Origin of the sequence: Ectopseudomonas toyotomiensis (assembly GCF_900115695.1) — a bacterium.
In the GTDB taxonomy this organism is placed as follows: domain Bacteria; phylum Pseudomonadota; class Gammaproteobacteria; order Pseudomonadales; family Pseudomonadaceae; genus Aquipseudomonas; species Aquipseudomonas toyotomiensis.
In genome coordinates, this window is record NZ_FOXK01000016.1 from 38,345 (window position 1) to 53,617 (window position 15,273).

General features: G+C 64.1%; 14 protein-coding genes. 7 read left to right on the forward strand and 7 right to left on the reverse strand.

Features of this window, described 5'->3' with window-relative positions; all coding sequences use genetic code 11:
- Position 1: 1 nt before the first annotated feature.
- From BM186_RS24540 to BM186_RS24555, 4 genes are all read right to left on the reverse strand, one after another.
- Positions 2 to 796, reverse strand: a complete 795-nt coding sequence (locus BM186_RS24540; RefSeq protein ID WP_074919000.1) for a gamma-carboxygeranoyl-CoA hydratase — start codon at positions 794 to 796, stop codon at positions 2 to 4.
- Positions 797 to 857: 61 nt separating this feature from the next.
- On the reverse strand, positions 858 to 2,465 hold the full coding sequence (locus BM186_RS24545) for a carboxyl transferase domain-containing protein (protein ID WP_074919002.1): 1,608 nt from the start codon (positions 2,463 to 2,465) through the stop codon (positions 858 to 860).
- An 88-nt stretch (positions 2,466 to 2,553) separates the two neighbouring features.
- Positions 2,554 to 3,717 (reverse strand): isovaleryl-CoA dehydrogenase, encoded by a 1,164-nt coding sequence (locus BM186_RS24550; protein WP_074919003.1) that lies wholly within the window; start codon positions 3,715 to 3,717, stop codon positions 2,554 to 2,556.
- Positions 3,718 to 3,752: 35 nt separating this feature from the next.
- A complete protein-coding gene (locus BM186_RS24555; RefSeq protein WP_017676704.1) occupies positions 3,753 to 4,133 on the reverse strand; it encodes a MerR family transcriptional regulator in 381 nt (126 codons plus the stop codon).
- Positions 4,134 to 4,220: 87 nt separating this feature from the next.
- Between BM186_RS24555 and BM186_RS24560 the strand changes: the two genes are divergently transcribed.
- From BM186_RS24560 to BM186_RS24570, 3 genes are all read left to right on the forward strand, one after another.
- Positions 4,221 to 4,988, forward strand: a complete 768-nt coding sequence (locus tag BM186_RS24560; RefSeq protein ID WP_074919005.1) for a 3-hydroxyacyl-CoA dehydrogenase — start codon at positions 4,221 to 4,223, stop codon at positions 4,986 to 4,988.
- 84 nt (positions 4,989 to 5,072) lie between these two features.
- Complete coding sequence (locus BM186_RS24565) at positions 5,073 to 6,263, forward strand: acetyl-CoA C-acyltransferase (RefSeq protein ID WP_074919006.1); 1,191 nt, start codon at positions 5,073 to 5,075, stop codon at positions 6,261 to 6,263.
- 84 nt (positions 6,264 to 6,347) lie between these two features.
- Positions 6,348 to 7,475: an acyl-CoA dehydrogenase family protein gene (locus tag BM186_RS24570; protein ID WP_074919007.1), complete on the forward strand. Its 1,128-nt coding sequence runs from the start codon at positions 6,348 to 6,350 to the stop codon at positions 7,473 to 7,475.
- 43 nt (positions 7,476 to 7,518) lie between these two features.
- On the opposite strand, the gene ampC is transcribed toward BM186_RS24570, so the two are convergent.
- Both ampC and BM186_RS24580 read right to left on the reverse strand, forming a co-directional pair.
- A complete protein-coding gene (gene ampC / locus BM186_RS24575; protein WP_074919009.1) occupies positions 7,519 to 8,655 on the reverse strand; it encodes a class C beta-lactamase in 1,137 nt (378 codons plus the stop codon).
- A 12-nt stretch (positions 8,656 to 8,667) separates the two neighbouring features.
- Positions 8,668 to 9,105 carry an Lrp/AsnC family transcriptional regulator gene (locus BM186_RS24580; protein ID WP_017676709.1) on the reverse strand — a complete coding sequence of 146 codons (438 nt, stop codon included), beginning with the start codon at positions 9,103 to 9,105 and terminating at the stop codon, positions 8,668 to 8,670.
- Positions 9,106 to 9,239: 134 nt separating this feature from the next.
- Here BM186_RS24580 and BM186_RS24585 point away from each other — a divergent pair, with 134 nt between their 5' ends.
- Positions 9,240 to 10,136: a DMT family transporter gene (locus tag BM186_RS24585; protein ID WP_074919010.1), complete on the forward strand. Its 897-nt coding sequence runs from the start codon at positions 9,240 to 9,242 to the stop codon at positions 10,134 to 10,136.
- Here the strand turns inward: BM186_RS24585 and BM186_RS24590 are convergent.
- Positions 10,126 to 11,955: a sigma-54-dependent Fis family transcriptional regulator gene (locus BM186_RS24590; protein ID WP_074919011.1), complete on the reverse strand. Its 1,830-nt coding sequence runs from the start codon at positions 11,953 to 11,955 to the stop codon at positions 10,126 to 10,128. The genes BM186_RS24585 and BM186_RS24590 overlap by 11 nt on opposite strands.
- A 259-nt stretch (positions 11,956 to 12,214) precedes the next feature.
- Here BM186_RS24590 and BM186_RS24595 point away from each other — a divergent pair, with 259 nt between their 5' ends.
- The 3 genes from BM186_RS24595 to BM186_RS24605 are packed head-to-tail and all read left to right on the forward strand — an operon-like array spanning position 12,215 to position 15,266.
- Positions 12,215 to 13,309: an ABC transporter ATP-binding protein gene (locus tag BM186_RS24595; RefSeq protein ID WP_074919013.1), complete on the forward strand. Its 1,095-nt coding sequence runs from the start codon at positions 12,215 to 12,217 to the stop codon at positions 13,307 to 13,309.
- Positions 13,309 to 14,406: an ABC transporter ATP-binding protein gene (locus BM186_RS24600; protein ID WP_074919015.1), complete on the forward strand. Its 1,098-nt coding sequence runs from the start codon at positions 13,309 to 13,311 to the stop codon at positions 14,404 to 14,406. The genes BM186_RS24595 and BM186_RS24600 overlap by 1 nt, the downstream gene beginning before the upstream one ends.
- The gene (locus BM186_RS24605; protein ID WP_074919016.1) at positions 14,403 to 15,266 is read left to right on the forward strand and encodes a carbohydrate ABC transporter permease; all 864 of its coding nucleotides are present in this window, start codon (positions 14,403 to 14,405) and stop codon (positions 15,264 to 15,266) included. The genes BM186_RS24600 and BM186_RS24605 overlap by 4 nt, the downstream gene beginning before the upstream one ends.
- The last annotated feature ends 7 nt before the right edge of the window (positions 15,267 to 15,273 follow it).

The following is a 15,273-nucleotide window of genomic DNA, read 5'->3' on the forward strand; positions in this document are numbered from 1 at the left end:
GTCATTGCTCCTGCCAGGAAGGTTGGCGTTTTTCCAGGAAGGCGCGCAGGCCTTCCTGGCCCTCGGCGCTGACGCGCAGGCGGGCGATGGCGTTCTCGGTGTAGCGACGTAGGGCAGGGGTCAGCTCGCCACTGCCCACTTCACGCAGCAGATCCTTGCTGGCGCGCATGGCTTGCGGGCTGTTGTGCAGCAGATTGACGACCCAGGCTTCGACCTGAGCGTCCAGCTCGCCAATCGGAAAGCACTCGGCGAGCAGGCCCAGTTCGCGGGCACGCTTGCCGTCGAAGCGCTCGGCAGTAAGCGCGTAACGCTTGGCCGCCCGTTCTCCAATGGCCTGTACGACGAAGGGGCTGATCACTGCCGGAGCGAGGCCAATGCGTACCTCCGACAGCGAGAACAGCGCGTCCTCGGCACCGATGGCCATGTCGCAGCAACTGGCCAGGCCCACTGCGCCGCCGAAGGCCGCGCCCTGGACGACGGCCAGTGTGGGGATCTTCAGTCCGTGCAGGTTGTACATCAGCTCGGCCAACTCGCGGGCGTCGTTCAGGTTGGCGTTGTAATCGAGGGTGGCGGCGTGCTGCATCCAGGCCAGATCGGCGCCGGCGGAGAAGTGCTTGCCACGGCCACGCAGCAGGAGGAAACGCAGGCTCTTGTCTTCACCGACGGCATCGAGGGCAAGGATCAGCTCGCGGATCATCTCGGCGTTGAAGGCGTTGTTTTTCTCCGGGCGGTTCAGCCACAAGGTGGCGAAGCCGCGTGGGTCTTTCTCAAGCTGTATGCTGGTGAAGTCGGTCATGGTCAATTCCGGAATCTGCTTTTTGCTCCCTCTCCCATTCACGGGAGAGGGGAGTTGGTCATCACATGCGGAACACCCCGAAACGGGTCGGTTCGATCGGTGCGTTGAGGCTGGCGGACAGGGCCAGGGCCAGCACCTCACGGGTCTGCGCCGGATCGATCACACCGTCGTCCCAGAGCCGCGCGCTGGAGTAGTAGGCATGCGCCTGCTGCTCGTACTGCTCGACGATGGGTTGCTTGAGGCGCTGTTCGTCCTCGTCGGAATAATGCTGACCGGCGCGCTCGGCCTGCTCGCGCTTGACCTGCACCAGTACGCCGGCGGCCTGCTGAGCGCCCATCACGCCGATCCGCGCGTTGGGCCACATCCACAGGAAGCGTGGGTCGTAGGCGCGGCCGCACATGCCGTAGTTACCGGCGCCGAAGCTGCCGCCGATGATCACGGTGAACTTCGGCACCTGGGCGCAGGCCACGGCGGTGACCAGCTTGGCGCCGTGCTTGGCGATGCCGCCTTCTTCGTATTTCTTGCCCACCATGAAGCCAGTGATGTTCTGCAGGAACAGCAGCGGAATGCCACGCTGGCAGGCCAGTTCGACGAAGTGCGCGCCTTTCTGCGCCGATTCCGCAAACAAGATGCCGTTATTCGCCAGGATCGCCACCGGGTAGCCATTGATGCGGGCGAAGCCGCACACCAGGGTGGTGCCGAACAGCGCCTTGAATTCATCCAGCTGCGAGTCGTCGACGATACGCGCGATCACCTCGCGCACATCGAAGGGTTGCTTGGCGTCGGCCGGGATCACCCCGTACAGCTCCTCGGCAGCGTAGCGTGGGGCGATGGGGGCGCGGGCGTCGAGCTGGCCGAGCTTGCGCCAGTTCAAATTGCTGATGCTGCGTCGGGCCAGGGCCAGGGCGTGTTCGTCGTCCTCGGCATAGTGGTCGGCCACACCGCTGGTCTTGCAGTGCACATCGGCGCCGCCGAGTTCCTCGGCGCTCACCACCTCCCCGGTGGCAGCCTTCACCAGGGGCGGGCCGGCGAGGAAGATGGTCGCCTGTTCGCGCACCATGATGGTCTCGTCACTCATGGCCGGCACGTAGGCACCACCGGCAGTGCATGAACCCATGACCACGGCGATCTGCGGAATGCCCAGCGCGCTCATGTTGGCCTGGTTGAAGAAGATCCGGCCGAAGTGCTCGCGATCCGGGAACACCTCGTCCTGGCGCGGCAGGTTGGCACCGCCGGAGTCCACTAGGTAGATGCAGGGCAGGCGGTTCTCGCGGGCGATGGTCTGGGCGCGTAGGTGTTTCTTCACCGTCAGCGGGTAGTAGGAGCCGCCTTTTACCGTGGCGTCGTTGGCCACGATCATGCACTCGACACCTTCGACACGACCGATTCCGGCGATCACCCCGGCAGCCGGTACGTCCTCGCCGTAGACCTCATGGGCGGCGAGCTGGCCGATCTCGAGAAAGGGCGAGCCGGCATCGAGCAGGCGGTTGATGCGTTCGCGCGGCAGCAACTTGCCACGCGAGGTGTGGCGCTCCTGCGCCTTGGCGCCGCCACCTTGGTGGATGCGGGCGAGCAGGGCGCGCAGTTCGTCCACCTGGGCGAGCATGGCGGCCTGGTTGGCGGCGAACTCCGGGGAGCGGGTGTTGATCTGGGTATGCAGGATGGCCATCTGGCGCGCTCCGTTTCTGGCTACCGTCGTAGAGTGCGCCGTGCGCACCATGCTGTTTTGGGTGGTGCGCACAGCGCACCCTACGGGCTTATTTCGTTTCGTTGAACAGCTCGCGGCCGATCAGCATGCGGCGGATTTCGCTGGTGCCGGCGCCAATCTCGTAGAGCTTGGCGTCGCGCAGCAGGCGGCCGGCCGGGTACTCGTTGGTGTAACCGTTGCCGCCCAGTAGCTGGATGGTATCCAGGGCCATCTTGGTGGCCATCTCGGCGGTGTAGAGGATCACCGCGGCGGCGTCCTTGCGTGATTCCTCGCCGCGGTCGCAGGCTTTGGCCACGTTGTACAGGTAGGACTTGGAGGCATTCATGCCGGCGTACATGTCGGCGAGCTTGCCTTGCACCAGCTGGAATTCGCCGATGGACTGCTTGAACTGCTGGCGCTCATGCACGTAGGGCAGCACCACGTCCATGCAGGCGCTCATGATCCCGGTCGGGCCGCCGGAGAGCACGGTGCGCTCGTAGTCGAGGCCGCTCATCAGTACGCGCACGCCACCGCCTTCGACGCCGAGGATGTTCTCTTCCGGCACCTCGCAATCCTCGAACACCAGCTCGCAGGTGTTGGAACCGCGCATGCCCAGCTTGTCCAGCTTCTGGTGGCGGGAGAAGCCCTTGAAGTCACGCTCGACGATAAAAGCGGTCATGCCGCGCGAGCCGGCGTTGATGTCGGTCTTGGCGTAGATCACGTAGGTGTGGGCATCCGGGCCGTTGGTGATCCACATCTTGTTGCCGTTGAGCACATAGCGGTCGCCGCGTTTTTCCGCGCGCAGCTTCATCGACACCACGTCGGAACCGGCATTGGGCTCGCTCATTGCCAGAGCGCCGATATGCTCGCCGGAGCACAGCTTGGGCAGGTACTTCTGCTTCTGCGCCTCGCTACCGTTCTTGTGGATCTGATTGACGCACAGATTCGAATGCGCACCGTAGGACAGACCCACCGAGGCCGAGGCACGGCTGATCTCTTCCATGGCCAGCACATGCGCCAGATAGCCCATGTCGGTGCCGCCGTACTCTTCCTTGACCGTCATGCCGAGCAGGCCCATGTCACCGAACTTTCGCCACATGTCCATGGGGAATTCGTTGTCGCGGTCGATCTGCGCGGCACGTGGCGCCAGCTCGTTCTGGGCGAACTGATGTACCGAGTCGCGCAGCATGTCGAGGGTTTCGCCGAGGCCGAAATTGAGGGTGGGGTAGCTCATGGGGTCACCTGCTGTTGTTCTTGTCGTGGGGGCGGTTACGCGGTCGTTTCGGCCAAGGCAGCGAGACAGCGCTCCTCGGCCGTATCCAGTTCCAGCTGCATCTGCTGGATATCCAGTAATTGCTGCTCAAGCTGCAGACGGCGCTCGGCGATCTTGCCCATGAAGGTCTCCAGCTGCTTGCGGCTGCCGGTTTCCGGGTCGTAGAGCTCGATCAGCTCGCGGCATTCGGCCAGCGAGAAGCCGATGCGCTTGCCGCGCAGGATGAGTTTCAGCGTCACCTTGTCCTTGGCGCTGTAGACGCGTTCCTGGCCACGCCGCTCCGGCGCGAGCATGCCTTGCTCCTCGTAGAAGCGAATGGCGCGGGTGGTGATGTCCAGTTCGCGGGCCAGATCGGAGATGGAGTAGGTGGTTGCCATGGTCATTGCTCGTTTACCTTTACGTTAACGTAAACCTGTGCAAATCTGGCTGTCAATCTCACTCCACAACAATCACAGAGGTTGAGCATGCGTATCGACGAATCCGTATTCCTGATCAGCGGCGGCGCCTCTGGTCTTGGCCTGGCCACAGCCCGCGAGCTGGTCGGGTGCGGTGGCAAGGTAGTGCTGCTGGATATCAACGCAGCAGCGGGCCAGCAGGCCCTCGCCGAACTGGGTGGCAACGCCCGTTTCGTATGCGCCGATATCACCCGCGAGGAGGATGGCCAGGCCGCCGTGGCGCAGGCGTTGGCGGCGTTCGGCGCACTGCACGGGCTGGTCAATTGCGCCGGGGTCGCGCCGGCCGAGAAGGTACTGGGCCGCAACGGTGCACATGGCCTGGACAGTTTCCGCCGTACCGTCGAGATCAATCTGATCGGCAGCTTCAACCTGTTGCGCCTGGCTGCCGAGGCCATGGCGCAGAACACGCCGAACGCTGAGGGCGAGCGTGGGGTCATCATCAATACCGCCTCGGTGGCGGCGTTCGACGGGCAGATGGGCCAAGTCGCTTACGCTGCGTCCAAGGGCGGCGTCGCCGCACTGACGCTGCCGGCGGCGCGTGATCTGGCGCGCTCGGGCATCCGTGTGATGTGCATTGCCCCCGGCGTGTTCGAGACGCCAATGATGGCCGGCATGCCGCAGGAGGTACGCGATTCGCTGGCGGCCAACGTGCCGTTCCCGCCGCGGCTGGGTCGGCCGGACGAATACGCCGCACTGGTGCGGCATATCGTCGAGAACCCGATGCTCAACGGTGAAGTGATCCGCCTCGACGGCGCGCTGCGCATGGCGGCGAAGTAACCGATAGCTAGCCCGGATGCAATCCGGGGCCCCCACATACTTTCCCGGATTGCAGCCGGGCCATGTGATTCGAAGGTGAAACCCATGAAACAGCAACTCGATCCCGTCGTTATCGTCAGTGCAGTGCGCACGCCCATGGGGGGCTTTCTTGGTGATCTGGCCGGCCTTACTGCGGCCGAGCTGGGCGCCGTCGCCATCCGCTCGACCCTGGAGCGTGCCGGGCTCGCGGCCGAGGCGGTGGACACGGTATTGATGGGCTGCGTGTTGCAGGCCGGCCAGGGCCAGGCACCGGCGCGCCAGGCCGCATTGGGCGCCGGGCTGAGCCAGGCGGTGCAGTGCACCACGCTGAACAAGATGTGTGGCTCCGGTATGCAGGCATTGATGCTCGGTCATGACCAGCTGCTCGCCGGTAGCAGCGAGGTGCTGGTGGCTGGCGGCATGGAGAGCATGTCCAACGCGCCGTATCTGCTGGCGCGCGCCCGTGGCGGTTATCGCATGGGCCATGGTCAGGTGCTCGACCACATGTTCCTCGACGGCCTGGAGGACGCCTACGAGCGCGGCCGGCTGATGGGCACCTTCGCCGAGGATTGTGCGCAGCAGTATCGCTTCAGTCGTGAGGAGCAGGACGCCTATGCCCTGGAGTCGCTGCGCCGCGCCCAGCAGGCGATAACGGACGGCAGTTTCGCCAGTGAGATCGTCGCTGTGGAAGCGCCACAGGGGCGTGAGCGACGCCTGGTCGATACCGACGAGCAGCCGCCCAAGGCCCGGCCGGACAAGATCCCTGGCTTGAAGCCGGCGTTCCGTGAGGGCGGCACGGTCACGGCGGCCAATGCCAGTTCCATTTCCGATGGCGCAGCCGCGCTGCTGATGATGCGCCTGTCCGAGGCTCAGGAGCGTGGTCTGAAACCGCTGGCGCGTATCATCGGTCATGCCGGCCATGCTCAGGCGCCGAACCTGTTCACCACGGCCCCAGTGTCGGCGATCCAGCGCTTGCTGGCGCGTATCGAGTGGCCGCTGGAGGCGGTCGATCTGTTCGAGATCAACGAGGCGTTCGCTGTGGTGCCCATGGTGGCCATGCGTGAATTGGGCATCGACCACGCCAAACTCAACGTGAACGGTGGCGCCTGCGCCCTGGGACATCCCATTGGCGCCTCCGGCGCTCGTATCCTGGTGACCCTGTTGGCAGCGTTGCAGCAGCGAGGTCTCAAGCGTGGTGTGGCGTCCGTATGCATTGGCGGCGGTGAAGCCACCGCTGTAGCCATCGAGTTGTATTGAACCGACCCGCAGAGTGCGCTGTGCGCACCTAGAGTTTCTGCCAATCAGCGGTGCGCACGGCGCACCCTATGTATGGAGCCAGCCATGCTGCCCAACGAAGAACAACTACTGATCCGTGACATGGCCCGCCAGTTCGCCCAGGAACGGCTCAAGCCCTTTGCTGCCGACTGGGACCGCGAGCATCGTTTCCCGGCTGAGGCCATCGCCGAGATGGGCCAGCTGGGTTTCATGGGCATGCTGGTGCCGGAGCGGTGGGGCGGTGCCGAAACCGGTCACCTGGCTTACGCCATGGCCCTGGAGGAGGTGGCAGCTGGCGATGGCGCCTGCTCTACCATCATGAGCGTGCACAACTCGGTGGGCTGCATGCCGATCCTCAAATACGGCAGTGAGGCACAGAAACAGCGCTTTCTCCGCCCGCTGGCCGAGGGCAGCATGCTCGGTGCCTTCGCCCTCACCGAGCCGCAGGCCGGCTCCGACGCCAGCGATCTACGCACCCGCGCCCTTCGCGATGGCGATCACTACATCCTCAATGGCGCCAAGCAGTTCATCACTTCTGGCAGCCACGCCGGCATGGTCATCGTCTTCGCCGTCACCGATCCGCAAGCCGGCAAGAAGGGCATCAGCGCCTTTATCGTGCCTACCGATACGTCAGGGTTCTCGGTGGTGCGGGTCGAGGACAAGCTCGGCCAGCACGCCTCCGACACCTGCCAGCTCCAGTTCGACGAAGTGCGTATTCCGGCAGAGCTGCGTTTGGGTGAGGAGGGCGAAGGCTATCGCATTGCCCTGGCCAACCTCGAAGGTGGACGCATCGGTATCGCCGCGCAGTCGGTGGGCATGGCGCGGGCCGCGTTGGAGGCGGCGCGTGATTACGCCCACGAGCGGGTGACTTTTGGCAAGCCGATCATCGAACACCAAGCAGTGGCCTTTCGCCTGGCCGACATGGCCACGCAGATCGCCGTGGCGCGGCAGATGGTGCATCACGCCGCCAGCCTGCGCGAGGCGGGCCAGCCATGCCTGACCGAAGCGTCGATGGCCAAGCTGTTCGCCTCGGAGATGGCCGAACGGGTGTGTTCGGCGGCGATCCAGACGCTAGGTGGCTACGGCTACCTCAAGGACTTTCCGGTCGAGCGCATCTACCGCGATGTGCGCGTCTGCCAGATCTACGAAGGCACCAGCGACGTGCAGCGGATGGTGATCGCGCGCAGTCTGTAAGCGTAAGGTGCGCATCCTGCGCACCGATGCCTTGTAAACCAGCCTAGGGTTCGAGGCTCTCGAGCAACTGCAACGCCAGGCGTACGCGCTCGGCATTGGGGTAGTTACGGTTGGCGAGTATGACCAGGCCGGTATCGCGCGCCGGTAGCAGCAGAATGTAGGCGCCGAAACCGTTGGTCGAGCCGGTTTTGTTCAGCAGCAGGTCGCCTTCGGCTGGCTTGGGCACGCTGAAGCGCTCCACCTGCTGGGGTTGCAGCGCCATTTCTGCAGAGTTGCCGGCCTGCAGCTTCGTCAGGCTGATGGGGTAGGCATAGCGCTCCCAGCCCAGGGCCTGGGTCATGTCACCAACCTGGTAGTAACCGCGATGGGTGGAACTGACGGCCTGACGCAGTGGTGCGGGCAGCTTGTCAGGGTGCAGGTTGGCGTCGATGAAGCGCAGCATGTCGGCAGCAGTGGATTTCAAACCGTAGGCTTCGGCATCCAGCGCACCGGGACTTACGCGCACGGCCTTGTCGTCGCGGTAGCCCCAGGCATAACGCGCCATCTGCTCTGCCGGTATGTGTACATAGCTTTCCTGCATGCCCAGTTGTGGCAGCAGGTCCTGTTCCATCAGTTTCTGGAACGGCGCGGCCAGACTGGCCGCTGCCAGGTGGCCGAACAGGCCGATGCTGGGGTTGGAATACAACCGCTGCATACCCGGAGGATAGACCGCCTGCCAGTTGCGGTAGTAGTCGAGCATCTGCCGTTCGTTGCTGACCGCGTCCGGAAATTGCAGTGGCAGGCCACCCGGGGTGTAGGTGGCCAGATCCAGCAGGCTGATGTGATCGAAGGCAGTGCCGCGTAGCTCTGGCAGATATTGGCTGGCGTTGTCGCTGAGGTTCAGCGTGCCGCGCGCTTCGGCGTAGGCGCCGAGGGTGGCGGTGAAGAGTTTGCTGATCGAGCCCAGTTCGAACAGGGTGTGGCGATCCACCGCCTGGCCGCTTTCACGTGAGGCGACGCCGTATTCGAAGAAATGCTGCTGGCCCTTGTGGCTTATGGCGATGGCCATGCCGGGGATGGCATAGGTCTGCATCACCGGTTTAACTGCTGCGTCGACGGCCTGGTTCAGCTCGGCTGAGGCCGATTGGCTGCCCAGGCAAAGGCCGAGCGTGACGAGCAGGGGGCGAAGGGATGGGCGCATGATCGTTCCTTGTCAGTTCATTGGGGGCAGGCGGCGGGGAACCGAGGTCTTCTTGACGATGGCAGTGTTGGTTTCGGCGTAGCCGTTGATGCGGTCGAGCACCTCGTCCAGTTGCTCCATGGAGCGCACGTGCAGGCGAGCCACGAAGCAGTCCTCGCCGGTGACCTTGTCGCATTCGGTGAACTCGGGCGTGGCCTGAATCAGTCGCTCCACTTCATGCAGCTTGCCGGGCAGCGGCCGCACGCGAACGATGGCCTGCAACTGATAGCCGAAATGGCGCGGATCGATCTCCACCGTATAGCCCTTGAGCACGCCGCGTTCCTCCAGGCGGCGCAGCCGTTCGGCCACGCTCGGGGAGGACAGGCCACTGATCTGCGCCAGGGCTTTCAGTGAACGCCGCGAATCTTCCATCAGGGCGGCGATCAGGGTCTGGTCGATTTCATCGGTCATTGCAGGCCTCGTTAGGTAAAAGCCGGAAACTGCCGTTGTAAAAAAGGCGAGGACTGGATTCTGCCTCAGATTCTCCATGGAGAGGGAAGTTGCACCTTCGGATAATTATCGTCATCTCTCGAAGAGGCTCCCTCATGGATAACAATCTCAAACGCGGCTCGCTGGAAATGGTCGCCGCCATGCTGATTTCCGGCACCATCGGTTGGTTCGTCCTGGTATCCGGCCAGGCCGTGGTGGATGTGGTGTTCTGGCGCTGCCTGATCGGCGGCGGCATGTTGCTGTTGGTCTGCGCTGTGCTCGGCCTGCTGCGCGCCGAGCTTCTGGGGCGGCGCGTATTGCTGCTGGCGGTGCTTAGCGGCTTGGCCATCGTCGGCAACTGGTTGCTGTTGTTCGCCTCCTACGCGCAGGCCTCCATCGCCGTCAGTACCGTGGTCTACAACGTCCAGCCTTTCATGTTGGTGGGCCTGGCGGCGCTGTTTCTCGGTGAGCGCATCACCTGGCTCAAGCTCGGTTGGCTGGCGCTTGCTTTCATCGGCATGCTGGCCATCGTCAGTGCCCACGGGCGGGGCGCGGTGGCCGGCGGCAACTACCTGCTGGGCATCGTGCTGGCGCTGGGGGCGGCGCTGCTCTATGCGGTCGCGGCATTGATCGTCAAACGCCTCAGCGCTACGCCGCCGCATCTGATCGCGCTTATTCAGCTGCTGACAGGCGTGCTGATGCTGGCGCCCCTGGCTGGGCATCAGCTGCCGCAAGGCGAGGCGGCCTGGGCCAGCCTGGTAACCCTGGGTGTGGTGCATACCGGGCTGATGTACATGCTGCTCTACGGCGCCATCCAGAAACTGCCGACGGCGCTGACCGGCGCGCTGTCGTTCATCTACCCGGTGGCGGCGATCCTCGTCGACTGGCTGGCCTTCGATCACTGGCTCAACCCGCTGCAGTGGCTCGGTGTGGCAGCCATCCTGCTGGCGGCCGCGGGCATGCAGCAGGGCTGGCGGCTGGGCATAAAGACCCGGCGTGCCGTCAGGGTCTGACGCCCTGTTCGCGTAGGCGCTTGTACAGTGTGTTGCGGCTCAGGCCGAGGTGGCGGGCAAGGTAGGAAATGTTGCCGCCGCAGGCCTGGTACTGGCTGGCCAGATCGTCGGACTCGGGGTGCGCTTGCAGGGTCGTGTCCGTCGGCAGGTCGAGAAAGAAGTCGTCCGGCAGGTGTTCGGCGCGGATGGGCTGATCGTCCGCCATGGCCAGCGCCACGCGCAGCACGCTGCTGAGTTGGCGCAGGTTGCCTGGCCAGGGATGGTGCTGAAACAGCTCCAGTACCTCGCGGCTGATACCCGCGCGCTGGTGGGGTTCACGGTGCTGCTCCCACAGTTTATGGAACAGCGCCTGCTTGTCGCTGCGTTCGCGCAGTGGCGGCAGCTCCAGGTTCAGGCCGCTGATGCGGTAGTACAGGTCGGCGCGGAACTGGCCGCTGTCGACGTCCTGGCGCAGCGGGCGGTTGGTCGCGGAGACCAGGCGCACGTCGACCGGATGCAGCTCGCTGCTGCCCAGCGGTTGCACGCAGCGCTCCTGCAGTACACGCAGCAGCCGGGCCTGCACGCGCAGCGGCATGTCGCCGATCTCGTCGAGAAACAGGGTGCCCTTGTGCGCCTTGCGGATCAGGCCGATGTGGCCCTTCTGACTGGCGCCAGTGAAGGCACCTTTCTCGTAGCCGAACAGCTCCGACTCCACCAGCTCCGCCGGAATGGCTGCGCAATTGACCGCAATGAACGGCTGACTGGCGCGCGAACTGGCCTGGTGCAGGGCCTTGACGAAAACCTCCTTGCCGGCACCGGTTTCGCCCTGAATCAGGATCGGAATGTCCTTCTCCAGCAGGCGTTCGGCCTGGCGTACGGCCTTGTCCATACGCGCATCTCCAGCGCTCAGGGTATGCAGGCGTGGCTCTTGCGGCGTGCTCTGGGTAGCTTGCGGGCGGAAGTCGCGAGGCTGGATCGGAGCGGGTCGGGCAGGGCGACGTACTCGAGCGTGAAAGCGAAAATGACCGCTGGTGCGCAGGCTGAAGGGCTGACCGTCCGGTTGGTTGAGCAGCTGTTGCAGCGGCACGTCGAACAGCTGCTCGATGGCGCCGTAGGTCAGGGGTTGGCCGAGCAGGTTATCGGCGCGGCGGTTGGCGGACACCACATGGCCCTGCTCGTCGAACACCACCAGGCCGGCCCAGGGGCTGTCGAGGTTATCCAGGCTGGTGTTGAAGCTGAGCAGGTGATACTGGTCGGCGAACAGCTTGAGGATCAGGCGGTTCTCCACCGACTGACTCATCATCTTGACCATACCCAGGGTGTGCGCTGGCGGCAGGTAGCTGTCGCTGGACACATCGAGCACGGCGATCATGCGCCTTTGCTCGTCGAAGATCGGCGAGGCCGAGCCGGTCATGAAACGGTTGGCCTTGAGAAAGTGTTCATCGTGCTGGATGTGCACGGCCTGGCCACAACTGAGCGCAGTGCCGATGGCGTTGGTGCCGGTGTAGCGTTCCAGCCAGCTGGCGCCAGCGACGAAGCCGGCGGCCTGGCGCGGTTCGATGAAGCGCTGGTCACCCCAGGATTGCAGCAGCCGGCCCTGCTCGTCGGCCAGCATGATCAGGCAGTTGGAATTGGAAAGGATGGTGCCGTAGTAGGGCAGCACTTCCTGGTGGGTGGTCTGCACCAGGGCCTGGCGGCTTTCCAGCAGGGCCGAAAGTTCGCCGGCAGACGGTGGGTCGAAGCGGGGCGCACTCTGGTGGGTCAGGCCGTAGTCACGGCAGCGCGACCAGGACTCCTGGATGATGGCGTCGTGCGCCGGGGCACGGGCAGCTTCTGTCATGGGGTGATCTCTTCTTGTCGGTTCGCGATCTGCGCCGCGATCGATCCAGTTTCGTTCATGACTGTTCAATGTCAACGAACGAATTGTTCAGTTGTTCACATCTGACTGTTCAAAAGTGTTCAGTCGAAGATCGTGCAGCAACCCGATTTCGCACTTTTTATCTTAAATATCAGTTGGATATTCCGATTCATGGCGGTCTGGCACGCTTGTCGCTGTAGGTGTTCGAAACCGAATGGCACGACAAGAAAAAGGACAGGCCATGTCGCTCAAGCTCGAACACGTCACCCGTATCGTCGACGGCCAGGTGCATATCGACGATGCCTGCCTGAGTTTCGAACCGGGTTCCTTCAACGTCCTGCTCGGCCGCACCCTGGCCGGCAAGACCAGCCTGATGCGGCTGATGGCCGGTCTGGATCGGCCCAGCAGCGGCCGGGTGCTGATGAACGGCGCCGATGTCACGGGTGTGCCGGTGCGTCAGCGCAACGTGTCGATGGTCTATCAGCAGTTCATCAACTACCCGACCCTGACGGTGTTCGAGAACATCGCCTCGCCGTTGCGTCAGGCCGGTGTGGCCAAGGAGCAGATCGTCGAGAAGGTCGAGGCCACCGCGCGCATGCTGCGCATCGACAAGCTGCTGTCGCGCTATCCGCTGGAGCTGTCCGGTGGCCAGCAGCAGCGCACGGCCATGGCGCGGGCGCTGGTCAAGGACGCATCCTTGATTCTCTTCGACGAGCCCCTGGTCAACCTCGACTACAAACTGCGCGAGGAGCTGCGTCAGGAGATGCGCGAGCTGTTCCAGGCGCGCCACACCATCGCCATCTATGCCACTACCGAGCCCAACGAGGCGCTGGCCCTGGGCGGCACCACCACCATCCTGCATGAGGGGCGGGTGGTGCAGAGCGGCAAGACCGCCGAGGTCTACCACCGTCCGCGGCAGATGCTGGCCGCCGAGCTGTTCTCGGAACCGGCGATCAACCTGCTGCCTGGACGCATCAGTGGCACTGAGGTGAGCTTCGCCGATTGCGTGCATTTTCCGCTCAACCCCGATCTGCGCGGCATCGCCGAGGGTGAGTACCGCTTTGGCGTGCGTCCCAGCCATATCGGCCTGGTGCCGTCCAATGACGATGATCTGGAGCTGGCGGTAACCGTGGAGCTGGCCGAGATCAGCGGCTCGGAAACCTTCCTTCACGTGCGCAACGAGCAGTTCGTGCTGGTGCTGCACCTGCCGGGCGTGCACGAGTACGCGGTGGATACGCCGATCCTGATCTACATCCCGACCCACAAGCTGTTCGTCTTCGCCGCTGATGGGCAGTTGGTGCAGGCGCCTAGTCGCCGCCAGGGGAGGGCCGCCTGATGGCCGAGATTCGCTTGCATAACCTCGCGCACAGCTACAGCGGCGTGCCGAAGGCGCCGGAAGACTACGCGATTCGCGAGATGAACCATGTCTGGCAGCAGGGCGGCGCCTATGCGCTGCTGGGGCCGTCAGGCTGCGGCAAGTCCACGTTGCTCAACATCATCTCCGGCCTGCTCAGCCCGTCGCAGGGCGAGGTGCAGTTCGACGGCAAGGCGGTCAACAGGCTGTCGCCGCAAGAGCGCAACATCGCCCAGGTTTTCCAGTTTCCGGTGGTCTACGACACCATGACGGTGTTCGACAACCTGGCCTTTCCGCTGCGCAACCAGGGCATGGACGAGGCGCGGGTGATGAGCAAGGTGCACGAGATTGCCGAGGTGCTGGAACTGCATCCGCTGCTGCACAAGAAGGCGCGCAACCTCACCGCCGACGAGAAGCAGAAGGTCTCCATGGGCCGCGGCCTGGTGCGTGACGACGTCTCGGCGATCCTCTTCGACGAGCCACTGACGGTGATCGACCCACACCTGAAATGGAAGCTGCGGCGCAAGCTCAAGCAGATCCACGAGCAGTTCAACATCACCATGGTCTACGTCACCCACGACCAGCTGGAGGCCTCCACCTTCGCCGATAAGATCGCGGTGATGTACGGCGGGCAGATCGTCCAGTTCGGCACGCCGCGCGAGCTGTTCGAGCGTCCCGGGCACACCTTCGTCGGCTATTTCATCGGTAGCCCCGGCATGAACCTGATCGAGGTGCAGCGCTGCGCGGGCGGGGTGCGCTTCGCGGATACTGTGCTACCGCTGTCCGACGCGCTCAACCGGCGCCTCGCCGAGCTGGATGGCAAACGCCTGCAGGTGGGTATCCGTCCCGAGTTCGTGCATATCTGGGAGGGCGCTTACGAAGACGCACTGTGCGGCCGGGTGCTGCACGTCGAGGATCTCGGCACCTACAAGATTCTCACCTTCGACCTCGACGGGCAGGTGCTCAAGGTGCGCCTGCAGGAGGATCAGCCGGTGCCGTATGAGCAGGTTTACCTGAGCTTTCCGGCACAGTGGCTGATGCTCTATGCCGACGACTACCTGGTGGAGGTGGCGCCATGAAGGTGCAGAACAACAAGGCCTGGTGGCTGGTGTTGCCGGTATTCCTGCTGGTGGCGTTCAGCGCCATCGTGCCGATGATGACGGTGGTCAACTACTCGGTGCAGGATATCTTCGATCCGTCCACGCGCTACTTCGTCGGCGTCGACTGGTATCGCCAGGTACTGCAGGACCCGCGCCTGCACGACTCGCTGCTGCGCCAGTTCATCTTTTCCGCCTGCGTGCTGCTGATCCAGATCCCGCTGGGCATCGCCATCGCCCTGTGCATGCCGACACGCGGGCGCTGGGCGTCGCTGTGTCTGATCCTGATGGCCATTCCGCTGCTGATCCCGTGGAACGTGGTGGGCACAATCTGGCAGATCTTCGGCCGCGCCGACATCGGCCTGATGGGCTGGGTGCTGAACAAGCTGGGCATCAGCTACAACTATGCCTCCAACACCATGGATGCCTGGGTGACGGTGCTGATCATGGATGTGTGGCACTGGACGTCGCTGGTGGCGCTGTTGTGCTACTCCGGCCTGCGCGCCATTCCCGACGTCTATTACCAGGCCGCGCGCATCGACCGCGCGTCGAACTGGGCGGTGTTCCGCCACATCCAGCTACCCAAGCTGAAAAGCGTGCTGCTGATCGCGGTGATGCTGCGCTTCATGGACAGTTTCATGATCTACACCGAGCCGTTCGTGCTCACCGGCGGCGGGCCGGGCAACGCCACCACCTTCCTCAGCCAGACCCTGACGCAAATGGCCATCGGCCAGTTCGACCTGGGCCCGGCCGCGGCGTTCTCGCTGGTGTACTTCCTGATCATCCTGCTGGTGTCCTGGTTGTTCTACACCGCCATGACCCACGACGACAAAACCCGCTGAGGCCGAC